At 45.1% G+C, this 25048-nt stretch carries 22 protein-coding genes and 1 pseudogene; 13 read left to right on the top strand and 10 right to left on the bottom strand.

Annotated features, from left to right (window positions below):
- Genes MASE_RS10775 through MASE_RS10760 form a run of 4 tightly spaced genes read left to right on the top strand, consistent with a single transcriptional unit; the run spans position 1 to position 3647 of the window.
- Positions 1 to 474, top strand: a complete 474-nt coding sequence (locus tag MASE_RS10775) for a molybdenum cofactor biosynthesis protein MoaE (protein ID WP_014949772.1) — start codon at positions 1 to 3, stop codon at positions 472 to 474.
- Positions 456 to 1706 (top strand): molybdate ABC transporter substrate-binding protein, encoded by a 1251-nt coding sequence (modA, locus tag MASE_RS10770; protein WP_014949771.1) that lies wholly within the window; start codon positions 456 to 458, stop codon positions 1704 to 1706. The genes MASE_RS10775 and modA overlap by 19 nt, the downstream gene beginning before the upstream one ends.
- A 2-nt stretch (positions 1707 to 1708) precedes the next feature.
- Positions 1709 to 2404: a molybdate ABC transporter permease subunit gene (modB, locus tag MASE_RS10765; RefSeq protein WP_014949770.1), complete on the top strand. Its 696-nt coding sequence runs from the start codon at positions 1709 to 1711 to the stop codon at positions 2402 to 2404.
- Between the two features lies 1 nt (position 2405).
- Positions 2406 to 3647: an ATP-binding cassette domain-containing protein gene (locus MASE_RS10760; protein ID WP_014949769.1), complete on the top strand. Its 1242-nt coding sequence runs from the start codon at positions 2406 to 2408 to the stop codon at positions 3645 to 3647.
- Positions 3648 to 3649: 2 nt separating this feature from the next.
- Here the strand turns inward: MASE_RS10760 and hemN are convergent, their stop codons facing one another.
- Positions 3650 to 5023 (bottom strand): oxygen-independent coproporphyrinogen III oxidase, encoded by a 1374-nt coding sequence (hemN, locus tag MASE_RS10755; RefSeq protein WP_014949768.1) that lies wholly within the window; start codon positions 5021 to 5023, stop codon positions 3650 to 3652.
- A 161-nt stretch (positions 5024 to 5184) separates the two neighbouring features.
- Between hemN and MASE_RS10750 the strand changes: the two genes are divergently transcribed.
- The 3 genes from MASE_RS10750 (at position 5185) to MASE_RS10740 (ending at position 7702) form a co-directional block, all read left to right on the top strand.
- Complete coding sequence (locus tag MASE_RS10750; RefSeq protein ID WP_232362754.1) at positions 5185 to 5922, top strand: SGNH/GDSL hydrolase family protein; 738 nt, start codon at positions 5185 to 5187, stop codon at positions 5920 to 5922.
- Between the two features lie 82 nt (positions 5923 to 6004).
- Positions 6005 to 6682, top strand: coding sequence for a DsbA family oxidoreductase (locus MASE_RS10745; protein ID WP_014949766.1), 678 nt, complete (start codon positions 6005 to 6007; stop codon positions 6680 to 6682).
- 27 nt (positions 6683 to 6709) lie between these two features.
- Positions 6710 to 7702 (top strand): XdhC family protein, encoded by a 993-nt coding sequence (locus tag MASE_RS10740; RefSeq protein ID WP_014949765.1) that lies wholly within the window; start codon positions 6710 to 6712, stop codon positions 7700 to 7702.
- On the opposite strand, the gene MASE_RS10735 is transcribed toward MASE_RS10740, so the two are convergent.
- Positions 7699 to 10329, bottom strand: a complete 2631-nt coding sequence (locus MASE_RS10735) for a TonB-dependent receptor (RefSeq protein WP_014949764.1) — start codon at positions 10327 to 10329, stop codon at positions 7699 to 7701. The genes MASE_RS10740 and MASE_RS10735 overlap by 4 nt on opposite strands.
- Positions 10330 to 10667: 338 nt before the next feature.
- Between MASE_RS10735 and MASE_RS10730 the strand changes: the two genes are divergently transcribed.
- The 4 genes from MASE_RS10730 to MASE_RS10715 all read left to right on the top strand — a co-directional run bounded on the left by MASE_RS10730 (position 10668) and on the right by MASE_RS10715 (position 14758).
- The gene (locus MASE_RS10730) at positions 10668 to 11354 is read left to right on the top strand and encodes a histidine phosphatase family protein (protein ID WP_014949763.1); all 687 of its coding nucleotides are present in this window, start codon (positions 10668 to 10670) and stop codon (positions 11352 to 11354) included.
- An 11-nt stretch (positions 11355 to 11365) separates the two neighbouring features.
- Entirely contained in the window at positions 11366 to 12601 is a 1236-nt protein-coding gene (locus MASE_RS10725; RefSeq protein WP_014949762.1) for an acyl-CoA dehydrogenase family protein, read from the top strand.
- A 49-nt stretch (positions 12602 to 12650) separates the two neighbouring features.
- Positions 12651 to 13709 (top strand): phosphotransferase family protein, encoded by a 1059-nt coding sequence (locus MASE_RS10720; RefSeq protein WP_014949761.1) that lies wholly within the window; start codon positions 12651 to 12653, stop codon positions 13707 to 13709.
- A gap of 74 nt (positions 13710 to 13783) precedes the next feature.
- Positions 13784 to 14758 (top strand): NADPH:quinone oxidoreductase family protein, encoded by a 975-nt coding sequence (locus MASE_RS10715; RefSeq protein ID WP_014949760.1) that lies wholly within the window; start codon positions 13784 to 13786, stop codon positions 14756 to 14758.
- A gap of 78 nt (positions 14759 to 14836) precedes the next feature.
- Here MASE_RS10715 and MASE_RS10710 read toward each other — a convergent pair whose 3' ends face one another.
- The 3 genes from MASE_RS10710 to MASE_RS10700 all read right to left on the bottom strand — a co-directional run bounded on the left by MASE_RS10710 (position 14837) and on the right by MASE_RS10700 (position 17717).
- Positions 14837 to 16252: an alpha-amylase family protein gene (locus MASE_RS10710; protein ID WP_080589184.1), complete on the bottom strand. Its 1416-nt coding sequence runs from the start codon at positions 16250 to 16252 to the stop codon at positions 14837 to 14839.
- Between the two features lie 175 nt (positions 16253 to 16427).
- Complete coding sequence (locus MASE_RS10705) at positions 16428 to 17069, bottom strand: YchJ family protein (protein ID WP_041693515.1); 642 nt, start codon at positions 17067 to 17069, stop codon at positions 16428 to 16430.
- 237 nt (positions 17070 to 17306) lie between these two features.
- A complete protein-coding gene (locus MASE_RS10700; RefSeq protein ID WP_014949757.1) occupies positions 17307 to 17717 on the bottom strand; it encodes a hypothetical protein in 411 nt (136 codons plus the stop codon).
- A gap of 328 nt (positions 17718 to 18045) precedes the next feature.
- Here MASE_RS10700 and MASE_RS10695 point away from each other — a divergent pair, with 328 nt between their 5' ends.
- Entirely contained in the window at positions 18046 to 18444 is a 399-nt protein-coding gene (locus MASE_RS10695) for a YqaA family protein (protein WP_014949756.1), read from the top strand.
- 22 nt (positions 18445 to 18466) lie between these two features.
- On the opposite strand, the gene MASE_RS10690 is transcribed toward MASE_RS10695, so the two are convergent.
- From MASE_RS10690 to MASE_RS10670, 5 genes and pseudogenes are all read right to left on the bottom strand, one after another.
- Positions 18467 to 19126, bottom strand: a complete 660-nt coding sequence (locus tag MASE_RS10690) for a protein-methionine-sulfoxide reductase heme-binding subunit MsrQ (RefSeq protein WP_014949755.1) — start codon at positions 19124 to 19126, stop codon at positions 18467 to 18469.
- A gap of 97 nt (positions 19127 to 19223) precedes the next feature.
- Positions 19224 to 20231 carry a protein-methionine-sulfoxide reductase catalytic subunit MsrP gene (gene msrP / locus MASE_RS10685; protein WP_014949754.1) on the bottom strand — a complete coding sequence of 336 codons (1008 nt, stop codon included), beginning with the start codon at positions 20229 to 20231 and terminating at the stop codon, positions 19224 to 19226.
- Between the two features lie 152 nt (positions 20232 to 20383).
- Positions 20384 to 21727 (bottom strand): anti-phage deoxyguanosine triphosphatase, encoded by a 1344-nt coding sequence (locus tag MASE_RS10680; protein WP_014949753.1) that lies wholly within the window; start codon positions 21725 to 21727, stop codon positions 20384 to 20386.
- A gap of 76 nt (positions 21728 to 21803) precedes the next feature.
- Positions 21804 to 22403, bottom strand: a complete 600-nt coding sequence (gene yfbR / locus MASE_RS10675; RefSeq protein ID WP_012519109.1) for a 5'-deoxynucleotidase — start codon at positions 22401 to 22403, stop codon at positions 21804 to 21806.
- Between the two features lies 1 nt (position 22404).
- Positions 22405 to 23624 (bottom strand): annotated as a pseudogene (locus MASE_RS10670) (pyridoxal phosphate-dependent aminotransferase).
- Positions 23625 to 23895: 271 nt separating this feature from the next.
- On the opposite strand from MASE_RS10670, the gene MASE_RS10665 reads away from it, so the two are divergent.
- On the top strand, positions 23896 to 24690 hold the full coding sequence (locus MASE_RS10665) for a DUF2189 domain-containing protein (protein WP_014949751.1): 795 nt from the start codon (positions 23896 to 23898) through the stop codon (positions 24688 to 24690).
- The last annotated feature ends 358 nt before the right edge of the window (positions 24691 to 25048 follow it).

Raw genomic sequence — 25048 nt, 5'->3', positions numbered from 1 at the left:
ATGTTCGCGCTAGTTCAAGTTGAAGATTTCGACCAAGGAGAGCTTTACGCTAGGCTAAAACAGTCGGCAGATGAGAAGGCCTGCGGCAACACCGGCGCGATTGTTACTTTTACTGGGCTAGTGCGAGATTTTAATAACGCTGGCGACATAGACGGCATCGAATTAGAGCATTACCCGGGCATGACTGAAAAAGCATTAATGCTTCTGGTTGAACAAGCGAGCGAACGCTTTTCACTTAACAGTGCTGGCGCACTGCACAGAGTAGGGCGCATACACAACAACGAGCAAATTGTATGGGTAGGTGCCGCCGCTCCCCACCGCCAGGCGGCGTTTGACGCTGCCTGCTACTTAATGGACATGCTTAAACAGTCGGTACCGCTTTGGAAAAAAGAATTTAAAGGCGATAAATCTGAATGGGTTGCGGCGAAAGCATCTGACGATAAAGCGGCACTTAAGTGGATGCGCAAAAAGTAATGGTTTGTTCTTTAGCAATGCGACTTTCAAGCTTTGTTAACTTGGCCATGCTTATTTTGGTAAGTGTTAGCGCAAGTGCAAGTGCAAGTGCAAGTGCAAGTGTAGTCCCAGATGTTACGTTTTTTTCCAGCTCTGCAGCACATGCGGGTAGTTTTGAAGCGGCAAATGATAAAGTAAATGAAGGGAGCGTTATTAGTGCCGAAAAACAAAACCATTCAGTAAATTTCGAGCGCGACGAAAAAATTCACGTAGCTGTTGCGGCAAACTTTGCAAAACCGCTAAAGAGTATTGCCGAGCAGTTTACTGAGCTAACCGGCATAGAAGTCGCGGTAACGATATCCTCTAGCGGTACTTTGTATGCGCAAATTCAACATGGTGCTAGCTTCGACGTTTTTCTATCTGCAGATCGCGCTAGGCCGCAAGCGTTGGTTGATAACAACGTAGTTCACCACGGCAATCTGGTGGATTACGCTAAAGGCAAGCTTGCGTTTGTCTATGCTGGCGACTTATCAAGTGAGGCATCACATGAAACATCCGGTAAAAGGAATTGCGAGCAAATCGCGCGCTCATCTACTGGAGACACCACTGCACAAATAAACGTTCAGCTTGCCGATTGCTTGTCGAAGCAGCTTGTTCAATTAATGGAAAATCCACAAAACAAGGTAGCTATCGCAAATCCTAAACTGGCCCCCTATGGTGATGCTGCGCAACAGACGTTGCAAAACTTATCCTTATGGCAACAGTTTTTACCTCACAGAGTGATGGGTAAAAACGTGCTACAAACCTTGCAGTTTTATACCACCGGCAGCGTGAAAGGGGCGTTCATTGCGTACTCATTGGCCTTAGATTTGCCCGCAGACTTATCCTCTAATTTGCCTTCTAATTTTAACAGTGTTGTGAATACCAAAAGCGCCGATGCTGTTACGGTTATCGTCCCAGTACCTGAAACCTTGTATCAACCCATCATTCAGTCGTTGGTGGTTAATAGTAAAACGGTAGCTACATTATCTCCGAATCTGTTCGAACCACTTCCAATTAAAAATGCGGCAGCGCCAGTTGATGAGCCTATTCACAACGACAACGTTGAGCCAACCAGAGCATTTCGTTTGAGTGACGCTAATGGAGTGTCATCACCCAGCCTGTTCGTACAGTATTTAATGTCGCAAGGGGTGCAGCACAGCTTAATTGAATGGGGCTATGAACCTACCATTGCATCGGGCGTAGGTAACTAAGTATGCTCACAGAATTCTTCGGGGCATCGACACTTGAAGCCATATTACTCACCTTAAAACTGGCCTTTATAACCAGTGGTTTGCTGTTGTTAATCGCATTGCCGCTAGCGTGGTTTTTAGCGAACTGGCAGAGCAAAGCTAAGCCTTTGGTTATGTCGATACTCGCGTTGCCTTTGGTGTTACCGCCAACTGTGCTGGGTTTTTATTTGCTTATTGCTTTTTCGCCGCAAAGTGCGTTGGGGCAGGGATGGCAAAGCCTAACCGGGAGCAATTTAGTATTTAGCTTTGAAGGTTTGGTGTTGGGGTCTGTCATCTACTCCCTACCATTTGCTCTGCAGCCTTTGTACAGCGGCTTTTCACAATTGGATAACCGTTATTTAGATGTAGCAAAAACGCTGGGGTTTTCGGCTTTTGAAGCGTTTATAAAAATAGTGCTGCCTTTAAGCAAAGCGCCCATAGTGGTAGCATTAGGCTTAAGCTTTGCACATACCATAGGCGAGTTTGGCGTAGTATTAATGATAGGTGGCAATATTCCTGGAGAAACTCAGGTGCTGTCTATCGCGCTATATGAACAGGTAGAAGCGTTGGAATATAACAGTGCACACAACCTTGCGTTGGCCCTTTTGATTTTTTCATTCGTAATGCTCGCGGCGCTCTATCGCTTTAACGGTATCACACAAAGTGATGAGGCGCGTTAACATGCAAATATCTGCGCTACTACCAAATCGCATTAACGCACAAATCTCATTGCAGCCACAAAGCCGATTCATTGGGGTTACCGGTCCATCAGGTGCGGGAAAAAGCAGCTTGTTTCGCGCCCTAGCTGGCGTAGAAAAAAGCGCAAGTGTGCAAACGCCGTGGACCTCTCAAAAGGTCGGCATCGTTTTTCAGCAGCCCATGCTATTTCCCCATACCGATGTGCGCGGTAATTTAGCCCTTGCGCAGCGTCACGCAAGCCCTAATGCAATGTCTATCGATGCGTGTTTGCGCGGCTGTTATTGCGAACATTTAATCGATAAGCCTGTTCAGGCGCTTTCTGGCGGAGAAGCGCAGCGGGTCGCGATGGCACGGGCGTTGGTCAATGGGCCAGATGTGTTATTGCTAGATGAATCGTTAAGCGCAATTGATATCTTCACCCGTCGCAAAATTTACCAGTTTTTGAACAATTTGTGTGTGTCGGGGAAGCTCACCTGCCTTGTAATCTCTCACGATTTAGATGACCTTGCCTTGTTCAGCGATGAGTTGGTTTTTATTGACCAAGGCCGTACCGAGCTTTGTGGAAAAACGCGCGATGTGTTGACTCAAGTATTCGAAAAAGAAGGATTTGCGACACCGTCTAGCGTACTTGAGGGATTTAAAGTTACTGCGCAAAGCGGAGCACACGACAGCAACCAGTCACAAAGCGCCGTTGTCAGCTACAAACACGGTAGCCAAACGCAACAAGATCAAAATGTTCTAACCTTACAAGGCAATGAGCAGTGCCAGTCGGAAAACGGAATTGAGCGCGTTGAGGTAGCGGGGCAAGAGATATTCGTCACTGCAGAATCAGTGTCCTATTTGCCTCAGCAAAGCGGTGAGCAAGTTTCTGTTCGTTTTGCAGTTAAAGCTTGTGATGTAAGTATCGATACCAATATTACTGACTTTGGCAATGCCAGCACAATCAGTATTTTAAATGCGCTGCCATGTGTTATATCTAGCATCGAACCCGTGGTGAATCCACTCAGTCCCCTGAACGAGCCTGAAAATAACGCCGATACAAAACTCGCAGATACAAAGTTAACTTCTAAAAAGCTAGCGACCGTAAACAGCGCGAAAGTGTTGTTAAAACTTGATGTACTAGGCAGTAACCAAACCCTTTATGCCAGCATTAGCTGTATCTCTCTATCGCGTCTTAAGCTTGATGTAGGGATGCAAGTGATTGCGCGGTTTAAATTGCCCTAGGTTTAAATGGCTTTGGAGTAGCTACTGAGTATTTCACTTGCGTTCAAATAAGCGTCGAAACGCGCACAAATAGCCCGAATGTAAATGCGAGCAGACTCTGGCACTCGAATATACCGAGATGTCGTTTCGATAAGCCCGTCTTCTTTAAGTTCTTCAAGGTTGTTTAAGGCTGAAGCAAAGTATTCATCAAAAATGATGTGGTGCTTGTCGGCAATTGCTTGCTTGTCTACCGCTAAATTGCACATTAAGCTAGAAATCACGTCTCTGCGAATAAGGTCGTCGACACTTAATGACAGCCCAACCTTAGCATTGGGCAGGTGGTTGTCTAACCGACTGTAATATTCTTTTAGCTCCTTAGCATTTTGCGCAAAGGCATTACCTACCGTGCTAATGGCTGATACGCCGAACCCTATAAGGTCGGTGTCGCCACGTAAGGTATACCCTTGAAAGTTGCGGTGAAGCTCGCCTTTATTTTTCGCAATAGCCAGTGAGTCTTTGCTTAAGGCAAAATGATCAAGACCAATCATTTCATAACCTATGTTTGTAAAGCTGTTAACGGCAAGCTTGTAAAGCGCCGCTTTTTCTTCACTACTTGGCAGTGTTTCTTCAGCAAATTTACGCTGCGCTGCGAACCTCTCGGGAAGGTGTGCATAGCTAAAAAGCGAAATACGATCTGGCATCATGGCTTTTGTCGCGGCGATGGTTGATGAGAACGTTTCAATTGACTGATTTGGTAAACCATAAATTAGATCTAAGTTAACTGAGTCGAAACCCAGCGACCGAGCCTCGAATACTAAATCGGCAATGTGAGACGTGCTTTGTATGCGATTTATGGTTTTCTGAACATTGTAATCAGTATCTTGTAAACCAAAGCTAATGCGTGTGTAGCCGAGACATTTTAAGTTTTGAAGATAGTGTTTATCGATATTTCTGGGATCTAACTCAATTGACAGTTCAGCACCTGCTTCAAAGGTAAAGTGTTTCTTAAGCAGGTACATTAAATAAGTATGCTGAGTCTCGCTCAAAAAACTGGGTGAACCGCCACCCAAGTGCAGAGAAACTGCACGCCTGCCGTCAGTTAAATAACGCTTAGACAGGATTTCTTTTTCTATGTAATCTAAATATTCGTCCGCTTTTTCATTGTGACGCGTCACCATTTTATTGCAGCCACAGTAGTAGCACAGCGTTTTGCAAAATGGAATGTGCACGTAGAGACTTACTGCCGGCGCTTTTGACACTGCAAGTGCTTGTGGAAGTATGTCATCTTGTAGCGGTTCAAATTTAAGTGCAGTAGGGTAAGAGGTATAGCGAGGAGCATTCAACGCATATTTGGTAATGGTTGATACGGGGCGTTGTTGTACGGCAATTATTGTCATATTGGCTCTGCACTTATATGTAGATAACTAGGCGCGAATTCAATTCGATGGTTAAAGCTTAATGGATTGCTTAGGAGGCTGATTTGATCTACTTCAAGGTTTTGGTGTTAAACCTGATAATTGTTTTATTTCTTCCAGTCATTTTGTTTCAAGCATTGTGGGTGAGGAAGAAGACCGCTGTACTGCCAGAGCCCGACGGCGAGCGGGTATTAACCTCAGCCGATAGTAAATTGCTATTAACTAATAACGTTTTGGTTATAGGCGATTCTGCTGCCGCTGGTGTTGGTGCAACGACGCAAATGGGGGCACTCACAGGTCTGCTGTACTCAAACCTTGTTAAGCATGGGCCAACGCGAGTGACGTTGAATGCTAAAACAGGTTTTAAAAGTGAAGATGTGCTCAAGCTTCTTCATGAAATGCCTGCCGAGCACTTTTCGTCGGTGCTCGTCTCTGTTGGTGTTAACGACGTGACCAAATTTGTACCGTTGAAACGGTGGCGACAAAACATCGATGCTATTAGTACGCTACTGTCAGATAAATTTGGGGGCGAAACAATATTGTTTACTGCGCTACCGCCAATTCATTGCTTTCCTGCGCTTCCGCAACCTTTGCGTGCACTATTAGGTTACCGCGCGTGGTTACTAAACCAAGCTTTGGCTGATAGCGTAACAGCCCGGGCTAACGCAGACATATTATATGTTAGTGCACTTAATGTGGGCGGAACTATGACGGATATTCAGCAAAGTGGTTTGATGGCAGAAGATGGCTTTCATCCCTCCACTAAAGGCTATGAAATATGGGCACACTCAGCCCTTGAAAAGCTTTCCACGCTTTACAGCACCACAATGGGCACGACAACAAAAGTCACAGCAGAAACTGATGTAACTGCGACGAAATAATCGAAGTTTGGGGTTGAAGTTTCTTTTTGTAACCTTATCTAAGCCCTTATATCTTCATAAATTCAATAAAGCGAGGCCTATCATGGCAGCAAGTGAGCAAGGTGTACAAAGTGCGAGCGGTATGCAGATTGTAACAGTTAATATGGTTTCTGACGTAGTATGTCCATGGTGTATTGTTGGGTACCAGCGTTTGCAAGAAGCCATTAAAACCCTTGATAACATTGAAGTGGATATTAAGTTTCACCCGTTCGAGCTAAACCCCAATATGCCAGAAGAAGGGCAAAACCTTCGCGAGCACATAATGGAAAAGTACGGCATTAGTGAACAGCAAAGCGCGCAGAACAGAGCGCGGTTAGTAGAAGCGGGCGAGCAATTAGGCTTTTCGTTTAACTTTACTGACGACTCTCGCATGCAGAACACGTTTAAGGCCCATCAGCTTATTCACTTTGCTGCAGAAAACGGCCTTGAAGAAGAAATGAAGCTGGCCTTATTTAATGCCTACTTCACAGACGGTAAAAACATTAATGATCTAGGTGTTCTAGTAGCGTTGGCACAAACGGTTGGCCTTGATAAGTCTGAAGCTGAACAAGCGCTTAAGAGTGAAAAATACGCGCAAGCAGTGCGCGAGGAAGAAGCCCTTTGGATGCAGCGTGGTATTCAGAGTGTACCTACTTTTGTCATTGGTAATCAGGGCGTAGCCGGGGCACAAGAGCCAGCAACATTGGCCGCATTTATTGCCCAAGCAGCATCACAGCAATAAGCAGGTTAAACGGGTGTAGAGGTAGTTATGAGTAATCACGTTAACCATTTGTTGGCCCAGTGGCTTCCATTTAAAAACAAGCATAAGTGGGTGTTAGGTTTTATTTTTAAAACCGAAGGCTCATGCTATCGAAAAGCAGGCGCCATGATGTTGTTTAGTGACGCTGGGCATCAGTTAGGTATATTAAGCGGTGGCTGCTTAGAAAGTGACATCGTTAAAAAAGCCCAGCGAGTAATGACAGACGGGGTAAGTCGTACCGCGGTTTACGATGACGAAGATGAAGAAGACATCGCGTTTAAGCTAGGTGTTGGATGCGGCGGTGTGGTGCACTTGGCACTCGTACCAGTTAACGAGAGTAACCAGTATTTATCGTTGGATGTGGTTAGCAAAAGCTTATCAAACGGAAAAGCGTGTGAGTGGCGCTGCGCTGTAGACGGTACTTTGGGTGATTGCACGGAATTGGAAGACCATTCTGCTAAACGTAGAAAAGCTGTGCTAGACACCGTTGATGGCAAGCGCATGTTGTCGGTTTTGATGCTGCCGCCTATCCACCTACTTGTTGTTGGAGGTGGGTACGACGCTACCTTTATGACTAAGCTTGCTAGTTTGCAGGGCTATTTAGTCAGCCTTTGGGATCCAAGGCCTGCACAAGCAAGACTTGAACATTTTCCCGAGGTAAATTACTTGATTGAAGACCCGTCTACTGAAGGCTTACGTCTTCACATGGGCGAACATAACGTTCAAGCAGCAGTGCTTATGTCCCATCACCGTGAAATTGATGCAAAGGCGCTGCAGGTGCTAAGCAAGCAATCGTTAACCTATACGGCAATGCTCGGGCCACTGCACCGTAAGCAGGAAATTATGGATTTAGCCGGGCTTGGCGATACCAACTTTACTCAGTATTTTGCAAGCCCCGCTGGTTTCGACATTGGTGGTGAGCTACCAGAGCATATAGCGCTGTCTGTTATTGCTCAGTGCCATGCGGTGTTTCATACCAAACCTACGCATTTAAAGCGTTAGAAAGACTTTCTGAAGGTAACGCCAAAGCTTCTAGGTGCGCCTGGGTAGGCCATGATCTTTCCGGTTTGTACAGGTACATCAAAGCCACTTCGTGCAACGTACTCTTCATCGAAAACGTTGCGCGACCACGCAATAATTTCGCTATCCCATTGTGGGATAGTGAAACTGACGCGAACGTTAAATAATGAAAAGTCGTCAGCGTGTTTGTACGGATCGTTCGCATCATCAAGAAATACGTCGCCCGTGTATTGGTAGTCAATACTGGCGGAGGCAGGATAATTCCCAACTTCGAAATAGTGATTCAGCATAAGAGATAGTGAGTTCTGAGGCTCGAAGCCTACGCGGTCTCCGTCTCTTGAACAGAACGGGTCGTTTGGCTCCACACGGCCCGGGTCGTCAATGCCCGTGTGCCACGTGTATGCTACCCAACAGGTACCGCGTTTAAACTCATCAAAATTCGCCAATGTGCGCGACGCAACTGCATGTAATTCGGTGCTTTCTGTCATTAGCCATGTGGCTTCAAGCTCTATGCCTTTTACTATGATATCGCCCGCATTTTGCAGGTTGAATCCCGTTCCGGTAAAGGTCGTCGCCTGAAAGTCGCTAATTTGTGTATAGTGCGCCGCAGCATTTACGCGCACGCCGTATTCTTCAAAGTCGTGTTTTATACCTATTTCAGCACTTCGCGATTTTTCAGCATCAAAAAGCGGGCTAAGCGAAGGTAAGATTCTGTCGGTATTCGTACCGCCGGCTTTGTAACCAGTCGCAAAACTAGCGTAGGTTAGCGTGTTGTCATTAGGGTGATAAGCCAGTTTTACCGTGCCGGTTAACTGTGAATCATCAAGCTCTTCGTTTAAGTCAGGGCGCGGCATAACCGCTGCAGATCCCAAGAAAAAATATCCCCAGCCCGCTTGTTGAAATGGTGCTATAGCGTTAAGGGACTGTGCTGTAGGGGCTTGTCCCGCCGCTAACGCAGCAGCGATGTTTTGTAACCCAAATACAGCACGACCTACATTAGGCCATTGCGCTGGGTCTTGAGTTAGTCCGTCAATACCAGGCCCTTGCTCATCGTAGGCTCCGACAATCGACTTTTCTTCGCGGGTATAGCGTAAGCCCGTTGTTAAGGTGAAATCACTGTTTAACAGCCAATCCAGCTGAGAGAATAAAGCAATACTATCTTGCTCTTGATAGGCGCTGTGCGCGAAAGCAGTACCGGACGGCGCGGGTGCTGCAGCAGGCGCAATAAAGCCTGATGTAACTGCAGATAGCTCGTTGATGGCGTTAGCCAAAGGCAGCAGATCGGGCGCGGCGGCATTAAAGAACGCACTAAAATCATCTTGCGTGGTAGTATCAAAGGTTAGATCTAAGTTTTGGCTGTAATAGTAAACACCTATTAAACCGCGCACATCTTCACTGGTGTAATGTAATCTAATTTCTTGAGAAAACGACTGCTGCTTGGCGTCGTTAGTGGCAGTAAGAAGGTCCGCATCAGAAAAGTCGGTATCTACCGTATCTAAGCTGTCAAACGCGCGGTACGCGCTTATGCTCACAAAATCCCATGCTTTGTTTAAAGCCACATCTACTTGAACTGATAGTCCTTTGTCTTTCATTTTTGAAAGGGGAGTTTGCGACAGCGAGGTTTTATAGTCATAAAAGTTATCGCGCCCGTAAATAGTTGCATTAAACGGCGGTTGTAGCAGCAGCGCATCAGTGCCGAATTTACCCGCTATGTCATTAGCCTGAATGTTGTTTTGAAAAGTAAGTGCGCCGCAGCATCGTTCGTCTAGCTCGCCGTAATCAGCAATAAGTCGCACGCTAATTTCATCTGTTGGAGTGTAAAGCAACTGTGCTTTTATCGCAGAACGGTTACGGTTATTTAGGGTTTGTCCGCTGCGCTCGTCGGTAATGAAACCGTCACTGTGAGAACTAAAGCCAGATACTCGCATGGCGAGTACATCGTCGATTAGCGAAAACGACGAGCCAGCGCTTAAACGAACCAAGTTATCATTGCCGATGATGGCTTCGGCAAAGCCGTCGCGTTCGTCGTGTGAAGGTGCGACCGTAGTTAACGTCATTGCGCCAGCGGCGGTATTCTTTCCGAATAGTGTGCCCTGTGGCCCACGCAACACTTCTATGGATTCAATATCGACTAAGTCGTTTATTAACGCGTTTTGTCGTGCACGGTACACACCATCTACGTATAAACCCACCGAAGACTCGAAGCCGAAGTTTTGTGAAGACGTGCCAATGCCGCGTATTGAAAACCCTGAATTTGTTACGCTTTGATTTTGAAACGCGCCAAAGGCAGGTACGTAGTTTTGCAGGTCAAACACATCTCGGCTAACTGTTTCAACTAGGTCTTGACCTGAAAGCGCAGTGACCGCAACGGGCACATCTTGCAAGTTTTGACTGGTCTTTTGCGCCTGTACAACAATGTGTTCCAGCGCCTTTTTGTTATGCGGAGTAGATAGAGCATTCTCATCGGCGTGAGCGTGGGGAGCCAAAGCAAGTGTCGACGAAACAATAGAGGCAATAAACGGCGAACTACACAGGCAACGCGTAATGGCGTTTTGTGGTGTAGATATGCTTAAGCTATTACAAGACAAAGCGTGTGTAAGTGACTTCATTTTGGTTCTTTTTATTTTTCAAAAGCGGGGGGCTTTAAACAAAATTAATCACGACAAGGTCGCGTCCAAATGCGTACAGTCCTTTACATTTTAAATACGCCAACTTCCCTATGACGTCGTGTAGTGCTTTTTCACTATACAATCTAATGAACATATATTGCACGCATTTGAAGCTATCATGTCAAATTTTGTTCGTAACGTGCAAAAAGCGAACGGATATTTGGCAGTGAATAGTTTCACATGATGCATACTCATTCAAAATATCAATTAAACTTATATCGCTGTTTTCCTTAGTATGTTGGTTGAAAGTTAACATATTAATAACATCAGGCAGCGGTATGACAGACATCTATTTAGTGCGACATGGTCAAGCGTCTTTTGGCAAAGCGAACTATGACAAACTTAGTGAACTGGGTGGGCAACAGGCCATTTGGCTTGGTGACTATTTCAAGCATCGCAATGTTGAATTTGATGCAGTTTTCTCTGGCGACATGGTAAGGCATCACGAAACCAAAGACGGTATTGCCTCGGGTATTGCTACTGAAGACTATACGCTACCTGAAGTTACGGTGAATAGCGCCCTGAATGAATTCAATTTTCAGGCAGTGGCTACCGCCTATTTAACACGCTACCCAGAAGCAAAAGTACCTGAAGGTGCATCGCCTTCTGAATATTACCGATTGCTAAAAAAAGCAATGCTTGCCTGGTCGCAAGACGAATTGGCGCATGAACTCCTTGATGAAACATGGGGTCAGTTCGAAGATAGAGTTCACAGTATGCTCACGCACCTTCAAAGTATAGATGCGAAGCGCGTACTTGTTGTGAGCTCGGGCGGCGCAATTGCCATGATGCTTAAACATATTCTTGGCTACGATGCGGCCACCGTTGTAAATATGAATTTGCAGATCCGAAATGCCAGTTTTTCTCAATGCTTTGCCAATGCGCGAGGCGTTCACCTTAATAACTTCAACAGCGTACCTCACCTGGATGTGATTGACAGGTTACACGCCATTACCTACAGCTAAATGGGGCAGTTATGAACTTTGAATATAATGAAAAGACCCAAGCACTTTTAGAAAAACTAAAAGCGTTTATGAAAGAAGAAGTGTATCCAATCGAAAAGGAATACATTCACGCCGTAGAAAATGGCTCTGCCAACAATGGCGAAGGCCGTTGGAAAACGCCTGAAATGATGCATACATTGAAAAAGCGTGCAAAAGAAGCGGGCCTTTGGAATTTGTTTTTACCTGAAGAATATAAGCCATATGGCGCGGGCTTGACTAACGCAGAGTATGCACCACTTTGTGAAGAAATGGGCAGAGTTTTGTTTAGCTCTGAAATCTTCAACTGTAGTGCGCCAGATACCGGCAATATGGAAGTGCTTGCGAAATACGGTAACGAGAGTCAGAAAAAGCAGTGGTTAGAGCCTCTCTTAAACGGGGAAATACGCTCAGCCTTTGCTATGACAGAGCCTGCAGTGGCATCAAGTGACGCGACAAACATCGAAACTTCCATTAAGCGCGATGGCGATGAATACGTTATCAACGGCCGTAAGTGGTACACCAGCGGTGCTATGAATGAAAACTGTAAAATTATGGTGGTAATGGGCAAAACTGATTTCGATGCGCCTCGTCACCAGCAGCAGTCTCAAATCTTAGTTCCTATGGACACCAAGGGTGTAACTATTGTTCGCCCAATGGCAGCAATGGGCTATTACGACGAGCCTATTGGTCATGCTGAAGTCTTGTTTGAAAACGTACGTGTACCGGCAGAAAACTTACTGCTTGGTGAAGGGCGTGGTTTTGAAATCGCGCAAGGGCGCTTAGGCCCGGGCCGTATTCACCATTGTATGCGCCTTATTGGCTGTGCACAGCGCGCGCTCGATATGGCCTGTGAACGAGTTGAAAGCCGAGTGGCGTTTGGCAAACCGTTGTCAAAACAGCAATCGGTTAGAGAAAGCATTGCGCAGATGCACTGTGATATTGAACAGGCGCGTCTGCTTACGTTGAAAGCGGCTGATAAGATGGATCGCTATGGCAACAAAGTATCGCGCGACCTTATCGCTGCTATCAAGATAGTTGCACCTACTATGGCCTGTAACGTTATCGACCATGCCATTCAGATGCACGGCGCTGCAGGTACAAGCCAAGATTTCGTATTGTCTGCCATGTACGCTTATGCGCGTACTATCAAGCTGGCAGATGGCCCTGATCAGGTTCACATGATGCAGTTAGGTCGTAATCTTATTGCTGAAAAAGCAGTCGCTGAATAAGTCAGTGTTGTAAATAAACAATACAAAAAATTACGGGTAAGGAGTGAATGTGTCTAAAGACAATGCGAAAGCCCCACATGTCATAGATTTAGCAGTGCTGAATTCGTATTTATCTTCTGCGTGCCCGAGTATTGGGCACGTCAAAAGCGCTGAGAAATTTGCGGGTGGGCAATCGAACCCGACGTTTAAACTTACTACGGATAACGGCGTTTATGTATTACGCCGTCAACCTCCGGGCAAATTACTGAAATCGGCCCATGCAGTTGACCGAGAATTTCGCGTTATCAACGCGTTGCAGGGCTCAGAAGTGCCTGTGCCCAAAGCGTACCATTTATGTGAAGATACCAGCATAATCGGTAGCATGTTTTACATTATGGCCTATGTTGAAGGTGACATTTTCTGGAATAGCGCACTGCCTGAAATAGCATCTTCTGCTACTCGTGGTGCCATGTATGATGAAATGAACCGAGTGCTTGCAGCGCTTCACAGTGTAGATATTGAAAGCGCAGGCTTACGCGATTATGGAAGGCCTGGCAGCTACTTTGAACGTCAGCTAAGCAGGTGGACAAAACAGTATCGTGCATCTGAACTTGAGCATGTTGAAGAAATTGAAAGTCTTATTCAGTATCTTGAGGCCAACCTGCCAAAAGATGATGGTCAAGTCTCGTTGGTCCATGGCGATTTTCGTTTAGACAACATGATGTTTGATATGTCTGACCCTAAAAACCCAAGAGTAGTCGCGGTACTTGATTGGGAATTATCAACGTTGGGGCATCCGTATGCCGATTTGGCTTACCAATGTATGCAGTTGCGCCTTCCCTCTGACATTGCGCACGCAGCTGGGTTAGGTGGTTTAGACAGAGAGCAGTTAGGCATTCCAAGTGAACAAGAATATATCAATGCGTATTGCGAGCGAAGAGGTATTGATAGCATTAGCAATTGGACGTTTTACCTCGCATTTAGTTTTTTCCGTTTAGCCGCTATTTTACAAGGCGTGGTAAAACGCGCACACGATGGCAATGCGTCAAGCGAGAAGGCTATGCAATTAGGTGCAATGGTGCGACCTCTGGCGCAAATTGCGAACCAAACCATTCACCAAAGCGAATAAACGCCATATAACGTATTTAATGACAGGTCATGCTATCAATAGCGTGCACGTCGAACAAAGCAACTGGAGACAGTATGAAAGCAATTGTATGCGAATCTTTTGGACCACTTGAAGAACTTCAATTTAAAGACGTTGCAGACCCAGAAGTAAAAAAAGGGCATGTAGTCGTAAATGTTGAAGCCGCAGGGGTGAACTTTCCAGACGGACTATTGGTGCAAGGTCTGTATCAAATGCAGCCAGACTTCCCGTTTATTCCTGGCAATGAAGTGGCAGGCACCATATCTGAAGTAGGTGAGGGCGTAAGCCATTTAAAAGAAGGGCAACGAGTTATTGCGTTGTCTAACTTAGGTGGTTACGCAGAAAAAGCGCTGATCCCTGCCACTCATGTTATGCCGTTACCTGATCCCATCCATGTTAATGAGGGGGCTGCTCTTGTAACTGCGCATGCGACAGCACATCACGCGTTAAAGCAGCGCGCAAAACTGCAGCCAGGCGAAACACTGGTTGTAACCGGCGCAGCGGGTGGTACTGGCTTAGCAGCAGTGCAAATAGGCAAGATTATGGGCGCTAAAGTTATTGCAGTTTGCTCAACAGAAGAAAAGCTGGCGCTTGCTAAAGAGTATGGCGCAGACGTTTTAATTAACTACAAAGAAAAAGATCTCAAAGAAACGCTGAAAGAAGTCACAGGCGGCAAAGGTGTCGATGTAGTTTATGAATGCGTTGGCGGTGACACATTCCACGCTTGCAGCCGCAGTATGGCATGGGAAGGGCGTTTACTTGTGGTTGGCTTTGCTGGCGGTGAGATCCCGAAATTTCCGGTTAATTTAGCGCTGGTAAAAGGCTATTCGGTTATGGGCGTATTTTGGGGCTCGTTTACTCAGCACGATCCAAAAGGCTTCGCGGAAAACATGCAAGAGCTTTTAACTTGGTATGTGCAAGGTAAGGTTAAGGTGGTCGTAGATGAAGCATTACCCTTAGAACAAGCAACGAAAGCCATGGCCAAGGTAATGAACCGGGAAGTGAAAGGTAAGATGGTGCTTGTGCCCTGATCCTACAAGCCTGACAAGAAGGTAACTTAACGAAAAGCCTGAACAATCGATGTTCAGGCTTTTCTTGTTAACAATGGGTTATTCCATAAGCCACATTCGGGCGCTTCTTCCTGGTACATAGAACTTGTGCCACTGAGTTGTAATATATTGCACATCATTACTTAACGTATCGCGGTAATTTCTATACCACCACAAATTGTCCGTAGATGTATCTACCCATATATCTTGGCCGTCTGCGCATTTATTAATACCCACAACGCCTTGATGGTCACGCTTGAAGAAAATAACGCAGTCATTATGACTTACCACTTGCATGCCACTGCCCTGAACTCCGTTATGGAATTTAACCATACCCTTGATGTCATCACGCTTGTACAAATCTACCCAACGATTATCACCACTTTCATTGTTATCTGAGTACAGTAATGGAACACCACCGTCACGGCCTAGTACATAGGCATTTGCCAAATGTTCGTCGGTAGGGTCAAGTAACTGGTAGCGGAAGCCGTCGTTTAGCGGGATGTCGTGGGTAATACTAAATGTGATGGCCTTGTCGCCTGATAAAGCCTGACCGTACGCACCTGGGTCAACTAAGGCATTCATCGAACCACCGAAGCTAAATGCACTGCGTATTTGCGCGAAAAGCGGGAAGTCGTAGGCCGAGTGACCTGTTGCTGATAAATAAGGTGCAAGGAAGTTATCATACTCACTAGAGCCTGCACCGCCCGTGGTAATTATTTCTCCGAAAACATGCACGCCGTTTTTTATATTGCTGTCGAACACCGCGTTGATATGATAGTTGGTCATGTGCTTTGCAGCATCAACGCGGAACCCGGTTACACCCATGTCTTTTAACGCCTGAAGATACGCTTTTTGCTGGGCTACTACCCAATTATTGGGGTCTAGGTCGGGCAAGCCAGGATCTGGCGCGGCGCCGCATAATCTATTGTACTGAACATCGCCCACGTCGCTGTAGTTACTAATGCACTTAGGACCACCTTGATCATACGTACCGTGGAAGTCACCACCGCCAAAAAGGCCGCTACTTACATCACCAAATAATGTGATGCCATTGTAGTATCCCTGATTTGATGAGTATTGCTGTAGTACTTCACTTCCGGGGTAGTTTAAGTCTGAACGTTTCCATGCTTCGTTCGCCATATGATTAAAGACAATATCCGCATAGGTCTCTACACCTTTGGCATTTAATGCATTAACCATCGCTTGAAAGTCAGCAGTGTCACCAAGTGGGTTATCAATAACTCGATAGTCCTGTGGTTGATATCGCGCCCACCACTGGTCACCTGTCGATTTATAAGCAGGCGAAACAAGTACTTTGGTGTAACCAAGATCCGCAATTTCCTGGGCTTTTGCGGCTACGTCGTCGTAGGTCCAGTTAAATGCGTGTAGTATAACGTCGGCATAGCTTTGATAACTTAATGTACTCAGTGCTGCGCCTATTAGAACGCCTGCCGCATGTTTCTTCATCTTCATAGTGTGTCCTATTTTATGTGGGAGCGAGATAAAAGATGAAAGTAATGCTTACATTTTGTTTACAAATAATAAACATCATGCATACGTATTCAATTCACCTTTAATTTTAAATTAAAGGAAAGGTGAACAATCAAGATGCGCAGGGAAGGGAGTACAGTTAGTTATTGCAATTGGGTTAGCGGCTCTTAGTTGCGCAGCACTGTTTGAATTTTTTGTTGCTACCGCAAACACAAGGTAGGTTTCTCCCGTATTTAATTTTGCCGCAGTCGTCGTGTAATACGCCGTCGTGGTAACGCCACTTACCGTCTTCAACACTAAAATTCGACGTTTCGTGAAGCTGATACATGCTTTTATTTTCAAAATAGTAAGCAGTGAATTCAACAATGGCATTATTGGGTTTGGTGATGGGTTTGGAGATGGACTTTAAATTAGTCTTAGAGATTGGCTCGGCGTTGGTTACTGCTTCGACTTTAGCGTCAGCATGTACAGTACTGTCTATCGAACTATCTTCAGTACTACTGACCGAGTTACCTACCAAGCTATCTACGGAGTTATCTACGGAGCTAGCCGCTAGAGTGGGGTGAACTTTAAGTGCGAACCATGTCGCACCTTGTGCGCTTTGCGCCAAATCCTCTACAGAAAGACCCTGCTGCTTTTCTTTGGTGTAGGTTTCAAGAATATACTGATAATGCGCTGTAGCGTAGGCTGAAAAACGGGAGCGCATAAGTTGCTCTGCAGAACTAGGGTGTTTATCACCCTTAATAAAAGGCCCGCAGCATTCGTCGAAGGATTTTGATGAGCAACAGTAGCAGCGCATAAGACAACTCGCAGTTTAAGAGTAAAACAAAGCGCTACAGTATAAGTATAAGTTGCGTGAGCCCCAACTTTTTTAGACGTAAATATTGCCGATATTCAAAGATTCCTTGGCGGTCCATGCCAGAGGGTACATGTCAGAAATTCCAAGCCAAAGAGTTGTATGAAAATAGATATTTAGGTTTTGTTTACGCACCGCTACTCAGGCAAACGTAAAATGTAAGCATAAACAGGCTTTGTATTACCAAGGACCTAATGCTACGTTTTGTTCGTCATTAATGCTGTTAACACGTACATTCACCAGGCTGACAGAGTAAAGCTCACACAGCTTTCTGATCATTTCACTGTCGGTTGGTTGAAGGTCTAAATCAATGTTTTCCACATACAGTGTTTTACACTGGCCACCTGTAATCAGCTTACTGATCCATTCAGGCATTTTTTCTTTTTCAGGTTTTTGAATACGGATAGCGTGATCTACAGTTTTCGAAAACGACACCGTATTTGAAAGCAGATAATTCCAACCTTTGTCGTTACTTCCTTTTCCATTACCTTGTTTTTCGCTAGGAAACCCTTCTATCGGCAAAGGTAGTTGAACAACATTTGAAACCGAAGCGCGTAAAGCATTGAATCGTGAAACTGAAGATGTGTTCATAGTAAAACCCTTTATGCATTTGCCCTTAAGTTCATAAATCGAACTTCAGGAATATTGTTATTGATTGATACTGGTTGTTTGTACAGTGTGTATGTGTATACAGTATTCTTAAAGGAGGACTTTGGCAAGTATTTAGTTGTACTTTTTTCACACAAATTGGTGTTTTCTCAGTAACTACATAAAAGATAATGGTTTTTTTGTGCTATCGAATTCTGAAGGAAGTATTCATACTCCGATTAAGGTAAGATGCGCGCGAATTTTACATAGAAAACTACTGTATAAAGCTGGAGGAGCGTTGAGCGCATTAATACATTTAGGCTACTTGGGGATGTTCTTATCGGCATTTTTGGCAGCCACTATATTGCCTTTTAGTTCTGAAATCGTGCTTAGTGCTTTATACAGTAGTGGGTTGAACTGGGTGTTGTTGCTTGTTGTTGTTTCGTTGGGAAATGTACTTGGCTCGGTGGTTAATTATGCATTGGGCTTCAAGTTCGGAAAAGAAATTGCGACCGATAAGTTAAAAGTGAGCGAAGCGGCGTTTAAACGTGCAAGCTACACCTTTACAAAGTGGGGGAAGTGGAGCTTGTTTTTATGCTGGGTACCTATTATTGGCGACCCTATCACTTTAGTAGCAGGTGTACTTAGAAACCCGTTTTGGTTTTTTATTCTCGCGGTAACGCTTAGCAAAACAGCGCGTTATGCTGCGTTGCTGTACGTGCTTGTTTAAAAGGTTTTCGACTTTAGTTTTCTCACACCACTGCGTTTTTGTCTCTCGACTTCTTTTGACTTTTCTTCTGATACCTCACATACCACTGCTTCATTCTTGGGCTCATTAATATCAGTCCAATCATCCAATACCAAACGGGCTCTTGCCAAAACGTCTTCTGCGACCAGCTGAAATGAAGTAGTGCAAGGGGCAGGATCAGGTAAATGCTGTTGTGAAGATTCTGCCACTTTTTTCCCATGTTGCGCTGGATATGCTTGAACGACGTAGCGGTGAGAGCAAAAAGAAGAAGTAACGCTGCCATGCCAACAATGATGTATGGCCTGCTTACTATCTCGCTAGCCACTAGTGCCATATCAAGCTGGATTTCAAACACAATGTATGTGAGCAGGTGTGCAAAGGCGTACACAAAGGTGTATACGCCAATCATACGTCTGAATTGCATCGGTTCTGGGCTTGGTAGCCATTTAGCAAGTGGGCTAAGAGTAAGCGTTAGTAAAAGAAAGTGAATTGCCCAGGTTCCAGTCTCATTGATGAGCGTGTTTACAGGGTCTGGACCAAGCTGATCGGTTACCCCTGCAAAAAACAACCAGGCGATATAGCCCAATGCGAAAAGGTGAATAAGACCTTTTAGGCTGCGGCGTTGCCAAACAGAGAGTCGAAATGGTTTTTTTCTTAACGGCATTAAATGAACAACTTAATAATAATGTTTAATAGCTTCGGTCATGAGATATTGGTTAGAAGAGCTAGCTATTTGCTCGTAGCCCTATAAAACGTACCAGCTAGTAATAACGGGATAAGTCCATATCTTTGTATAGCGGCGCGACTTCGCTGTAACCGTTGAACATTTGGGTGTCGATGCGATTTCTGGCGAGTAGCCCACCTGTGGTTATTCTACGCTCGCTGGCCTGGCTCCACCTTGGGTGCGACACGTTTGGATTCACGTTGGCGTAAAAGCCATACTCGTTGGCGGCCAGTCGATTCCATGTGGTAGGCGGTTTCTTATCGGTAAGGCGAATTCTCACAATAGACTTAATGCTCTTAAAACCATACTTCCACGGTACAACAAGCCTGATAGGCGCACCGTTTTGAGGTGGCAAGGTCTTCCCGTAAAGACCAACCGACATGAGCGTTAACGGGTGCATGGCTTCGTCAAGACGCAAACCCTCTACGTAAGGGTAATCAATACCACCACCGGTAAAGCGGCTTCGTTGACCGGGCATTTGCTCAGGGTCGTACAGGGTTTCAAACGCCACATACTTGGCTGACATTAATGGCTCGACTTGTTTTAACAACGCCCCCAACTCAAACCCAATCCAAGGCACCACCATCGACCATGCTTCCACACAGCGCAAGCGGTAAATGCGTTCTTCAAGGGGAAAACGCTTTGTCAAGGCATCGTGATCAAGCTCAATGGGGTTTTTAACCATCCCGTCAACTTTTAACGTCCATGGATTAGTTTGAAATTCAGTCGCATTTTTGGCTGGTGCATCTTTAGATGTGCCAAACTCATAGAAGTTGTTGTAGCTGGTCACTTTATCTTCAGGCGTTCGGGTTTCCGTTATTTGAAACTCAGGGGGCTGACTAAACTCCAGCGCCTTTCCCTTAAACGCTGCCTTCTCTTCTTCATCTTCCCAAAACCAACCGGCAGCGCCTGCCGACTTCGCCAACAGCGTAGACGCTCCCACAAAGCCCATAGATTTGAGCAATGAACGGCGACTCTTGTAAACGTCTTCATTGGTTACGTCGTTATCAGTTAATTTTACTGAGGGTTTAAATGGTTTTGGCATTACGTCACCTAAATTATGATAAGACTATGAGAAATGGTCGTCACTTCGCCCAGTACATTTAGCTACGTTAATGTAACGAGTAAGTTCAACATAATAAAAAAGACCGAGAGTACGGTCTTTTCATTTCAATTAATTTGGAAAAACAAAACAATCTACATATGCAGACTATCTTGAATACCGCCTTGTTTAGGTGAAAAGATATTACTGTATAGGCGAGATGCGAATTCATCGGTCATACCCGATATATAGTCGGCGAGAACGCGCATACCATTGCCGCTCTCGCAGGCCTTACGCCAGCGAACTTGAGTGTTTTCGGGAAGTAAGCGGTCGGGATCTGATGCAAAGGCTTCAAAAAGCTCCATAACCACCAGCTGTCCTTTGTATTCAAGAAGCTGCACATCGGGGCGGCGTATTACTTTGTTAAACACAAAGCGTTTGAAAAGCTCCAAGGCTTGTGCAAAATGTTCAGGCATTACGGCGTTGAACGCCAGTAACGGGTGAGCGAAACCCTCAACGCCTTTTATTTCAATAGCTGTAATAAAGCTATTTACCAGCGCGCCTATGGCATTTTTTCTTTCGTGATGTGCAGCGCTAAATAGCTTATTGGTTAGCACTTCTATATTGTCTGACAGCCACGGTACATCTAGCGCTTTTAGCGGCGTGGTTACATCCTCGACAAAGTGATGCTTGTCGACCATATCCATTACAATGGCATCTTCTAAGTCGTGAATGCCATAGGCGATATCGTCAGACAGTTCCATAATTGAGCAGTCGAACGATTTAAATTGCGTTTTACTGTGTGCATTCAGTTTTGCAGTAAACTGCATAAACCCATCTTTATCTTCATTGCTAAATGGCGTAAGTAGCCAGTCGAACAGGGGCTCATCGCAGCGAAACAGACCTTTTGGCGGATGCCAGTCGTGGGCCTTCACCTGACGAAGTGAAACAGGGCGCTCTGGCGTAGGTCCTTTACTATGAAGGGCATCGATAAAATTCGGATATTTAACCAAGCCTAACACGCTTCTTCTGCATAAATTCATGCCGTGTTCGGCGGTATAGGGCTCTAGCTGAGTGATGATCCTAAAAGTTTGTCCGTTTCCTTCAAACCCGCCGTATTGGTGCATCATGTAATTAAGCGCAATTTCACCACCATGGCCGAATGGGGGATGACCAATATCGTGAGCCAAACAGAGGGTTTCGATTAACGTAGGATCAAGCGCTAACGTCGAGGCAATATCTGGAAATTTCACCCAAAGTTGGGCAGTAATACCGGTGCCAATTTGGGCGGCTTCTAGAGAGTGGGTTAGTCGAGTGCGATAGAAGTCGCTCAGCCCCACACCGAGCACCTGGGTTTTTGCCTGCAATCTACGAAAGGCGGCGCTGTGAAGAACGCGCGCTTTATCACGTTGATATGGATTGCGATGATCGCCGTCTCTTGTTTCGCTACGGGGTAAACGACGCTCGTGTAATGCTAATTCCCAATCGCTTGTTGCCAAAAAAACCTCGCTGCCTTGCTGTGTATGCTACTTCTATTCGTCAGTATAGTGATTTATGGGCTGTTAGCCGCCTCGCTCACATATCGTCTTGCGTAATTTCATCAAGACTTAAAGAAAAGCTTGGTACGTAACGCGTTAAGAAGTAGTCCACCTCTTCAGAATGATATTCTTTAAGGGTTTTATCTAATCTTTTCTTAGCCAGCTTAAACTCTTGGTTACCAGCAGCTAATTCTTCAAGCGTTTTTAGGTAAGCGCAAAGTACGTCTGCTGCTTTCACAATAAAAGCTTCTTCTTCGCTATGGTAGTGATGATCAATCAGTGCCGCATAGTCTTCACGAAACGCTTCAGGCGCCATTTCAATGAGCTTGTTCTCTGCAATTTTTTCGATCTTTTTGTATTCTTCTTTAATCGCAGGGTTAAAGTATTTTACTGGAGTAGGCAGGTCTCCGGTGAGCACCTCCGACACGTCGTGAAATATTGCCATGGTAGCAATACGATCAGGGTTTAGTGTGCCGCCAAAAAACTTATTTTTTATTAAAGCAAGTGCGTGGGCAACCATGGCCACCTGCAAACTGTGCTCCTGCACATTTTCTGTGCGCACGTTGTGCATTAGCGGCCAGCGATTAATAAGCTTTAAGCGCGCCAGGTGCGCAAAAAAGTGACTTTTATCAGACACATTACGCCCCTTGCTTATACGTTCTAAAGAAGTTGCCAATACGATGTAGTGCAGGCACTAATACATCGCTGTGCGGTAAAAATACTAATCTGAAATACGTGCCTTCAGTAAGGTTAAACGCGCGACCATGTACCAGCAGAATTTTTTCAGAGCTTAATAAGTCCAGCACCATTTGTTCGTCGTTTTGAATGTTGAATTTCTTCTCATCCACTTTAGCGAAACAATACATGGCACCTTTAGGTTTAACGCACGAAATACCGTCAATGCCGTTTAGCATATCTGTAGTCACGTCGCGCTGAATGCGAAGACGCCCGTTTTCTTTCACCAAGTCGTCAATGCTTTGATAGCCGCCTAACGCAGTTTGAATAGCACTTTGACACGGTACGTTAGCGCACATTCGCATGGAAGACAGAATATTAAGCCCTTCAATATAGTCCGACGCCAGGCGCTTATTGCCGCTGACAACTAACCAACCTGATCGAAAGCCCGCCACGCGGTAGTTTTGCTTAAACCGCCAAAGGTAACAAAAAAAACATCGTCAGCCAGTGAAGCAATACTGGTGTGTTTTGCTTCATCGTAAAGAATTTTGTCGTAAATCTCGTCGCTAAATACAACAAGTCCGTGTTCGCGGGCGACTTCAACCACATCTTGTAAAAGGGCTTTGTCGTAAACTGCGCCGGTTGGGTTGTTAGGGTTGATCAGTACGATCGCGCGAGTTTTACTGGTGATTTTACTTTTTATGTCGTCAATATCTGGGAACCAGCCTGCTTGCTCGTCGCAGCGATAATGAACGGGTGAACCTGACGAGAGGCTAACTGCTGCTGTCCAAAGCGGGTAGTCAGGGCTTGGAATAAGCACTTCATCGCCATGATTAAGTAGCGCCTGCATTGCCATCATAATTAACTCAGATACGCCGTTACCAATATAAACGTCGTCTACACGGATGTCTTTAATGTTGCGCTGCTGGTAGTACTGCATCACGGCCACACGGGCAGCATAAATTCCTGTCGAGTCTGAATATCCTTGAGACGTAGGCAGGTTATGAATAACGTCTTTTACGATATCGTCAGGGGCTTCAAATCCAAATGGGGCAGGGTTACCGATATTCAGCTTTAATATGCGGTGTCCTTCGTCTTCCATTTTGCGTGCTTGCGCAGCGATTGGGCCTCTAATGTCGTAACAAACGTTATCTAATTTATGTGAGCGAGATACAGTTTTCATGGTCTATCTGGTTGATTTACATACCCTGAGATTATCGCAATACAAAGCCATATGCGATGGCCTTTTTGCAGTATTTCTGCTTTAAGCACTACTTTTTTCACCAAGTGGCTATTTATTAACCACATAACGAGATGAATGATCCGCTTGTCACTTAAGTATAAATTTATGTTAATAGCTTGTGAACTTTTCATTCAGCGCCTATCGTAGTAGTAAGGCGTGTATAAAAAACGCGTTAGTAACAAACAGGCTAACAAGCAGAGGTGATAAGAATATGTCGCACCATTTCAAAGAAACACCAGAGAATGCAATCACGCAAAGTGGTATAGCACGCGTTATTCCCTGTAAAGAATTAGACGTTGGCGACCCTATAAAATGGTTGTCATTGGCATTACGAGACGCTATGCGCGCACCAGGTCTCACATTGTTTTATGGCGTTCTCTTCGCGGTTATTCCGTGGTTTATTATGTACTTGGTTGAAATGACAGGTTGGCACTTGGTCATTCTACCGGCCATTGTTTGCTTTATGTTGGTAGGTCCATTTTTGGCTGCTGGTCTTTATGATGTGAGCTGGGAAATGGAGAAAGGCCATAAGCCCACGTTACGCCATTCTTTGCGTGCAATGCGCAGAAATGCGTTTAACGAGTGGGGCTTTGCCATTTTACTTATGGTGATGATGATATTCTGGTTGCGTGTTGCATCGCTAATCCATGCACTTTATCCGCCTTATATCGAAAACGATTTAGAAAGCTTATTACCATTTTTAGCACTAGGCACAATTGTTGGTGCGGGTTTTACATTGGCCATGCTTTTCATTACGGCGTTTACCCAACCAATTTTGATGGAACGCAAAGTTGACCTTGCCACCGCTGTATTAACCAGTGTTAACGCAGTGTGGCTTAATAAGGTGCCCATGCTTATTTGGGGGGCGATCATCTTTACCACCGTTGCGATTGGTTACGTAACCGGGTTTATTGGTTTTATCGTGTTAATGCCTATAATCGGCTACGCGTCATGGCATGCTTATATTGATGCCATTGAAACTAAGCGCGAACGCAAATATGAGTAATTGCCCACGCTTTCTGTAATTTAATTACGGAAATGGTGAGGTTTTCTGTACGTTAGATGCGCTTTATCATTATATATTTTGTTAAAATTACAGTTTTAAGGCCCCAAAAGGGGCCTTTTTATACTTAAGTCTTATATTTCTTTCTTCCTACAAGTTCCATCGCTAGATACATTAGTAATATGTAATCTAAATTAATCTCGATAAAACAGTGATTTAGCCTTGTAACAATGGTGTAACAAACTGATTTACCACACATTTACCCCCATTACACAATCATTCAACAGAAAAGTTCTAATTCTTGATGCATAAATAAAGGGCGTTGAGCGAACTGTTGATTGTTCAGCTTTGTTCAACCAAA

It is taken from the genome of Alteromonas macleodii ATCC 27126 (assembly GCF_000172635.2).
In the GTDB taxonomy this organism is placed as follows: Bacteria; Pseudomonadota; Gammaproteobacteria; order Enterobacterales; family Alteromonadaceae; genus Alteromonas; species Alteromonas macleodii.
Note: the sequence above shows the minus strand (reverse complement) of the source record. Positions and strands in the feature narration are given on the sequence as shown.

Coding starts and splice junctions, on each gene's coding strand:
- MASE_RS10775 (WP_014949772.1), top strand. CDS start 1: ATGTTCGCGCTAGTTCAAGTTGAAGATTTCGACCAAGGAGAGCTTTAC.
- modB (WP_014949770.1), top strand. CDS start 1,709: ATGCTCACAGAATTCTTCGGGGCATCGACACTTGAAGCCATATTACTC.
- MASE_RS10760 (WP_014949769.1), top strand. CDS start 2,406: ATGCAAATATCTGCGCTACTACCAAATCGCATTAACGCACAAATCTCA.
- hemN (WP_014949768.1), bottom strand. CDS start 5,023: ATGACAATAATTGCCGTACAACAACGCCCCGTATCAACCATTACCAAA.
- MASE_RS10745 (WP_014949766.1), top strand. CDS start 6,005: ATGGCAGCAAGTGAGCAAGGTGTACAAAGTGCGAGCGGTATGCAGATT.
- MASE_RS10740 (WP_014949765.1), top strand. CDS start 6,710: ATGAGTAATCACGTTAACCATTTGTTGGCCCAGTGGCTTCCATTTAAA.
- MASE_RS10735 (WP_014949764.1), bottom strand. CDS start 10,329: ATGAAGTCACTTACACACGCTTTGTCTTGTAATAGCTTAAGCATATCT.
- MASE_RS10730 (WP_014949763.1), top strand. CDS start 10,668: ATGACAGACATCTATTTAGTGCGACATGGTCAAGCGTCTTTTGGCAAA.
- MASE_RS10725 (WP_014949762.1), top strand. CDS start 11,366: ATGAACTTTGAATATAATGAAAAGACCCAAGCACTTTTAGAAAAACTA.
- MASE_RS10715 (WP_014949760.1), top strand. CDS start 13,784: ATGAAAGCAATTGTATGCGAATCTTTTGGACCACTTGAAGAACTTCAA.
- MASE_RS10710 (WP_080589184.1), bottom strand. CDS start 16,252: ATGAAGATGAAGAAACATGCGGCAGGCGTTCTAATAGGCGCAGCACTG.
- MASE_RS10705 (WP_041693515.1), bottom strand. CDS start 17,069: ATGCGCTGCTACTGTTGCTCATCAAAATCCTTCGACGAATGCTGCGGG.
- MASE_RS10700 (WP_014949757.1), bottom strand. CDS start 17,717: ATGAACACATCTTCAGTTTCACGATTCAATGCTTTACGCGCTTCGGTT.
- MASE_RS10695 (WP_014949756.1), top strand. CDS start 18,046: ATGTTCTTATCGGCATTTTTGGCAGCCACTATATTGCCTTTTAGTTCT.
- MASE_RS10690 (WP_014949755.1), bottom strand. CDS start 19,126: ATGCCGTTAAGAAAAAAACCATTTCGACTCTCTGTTTGGCAACGCCGC.
- msrP (WP_014949754.1), bottom strand. CDS start 20,231: ATGCCAAAACCATTTAAACCCTCAGTAAAATTAACTGATAACGACGTA.
- MASE_RS10665 (WP_014949751.1), top strand. CDS start 23,896: ATGTCGCACCATTTCAAAGAAACACCAGAGAATGCAATCACGCAAAGT.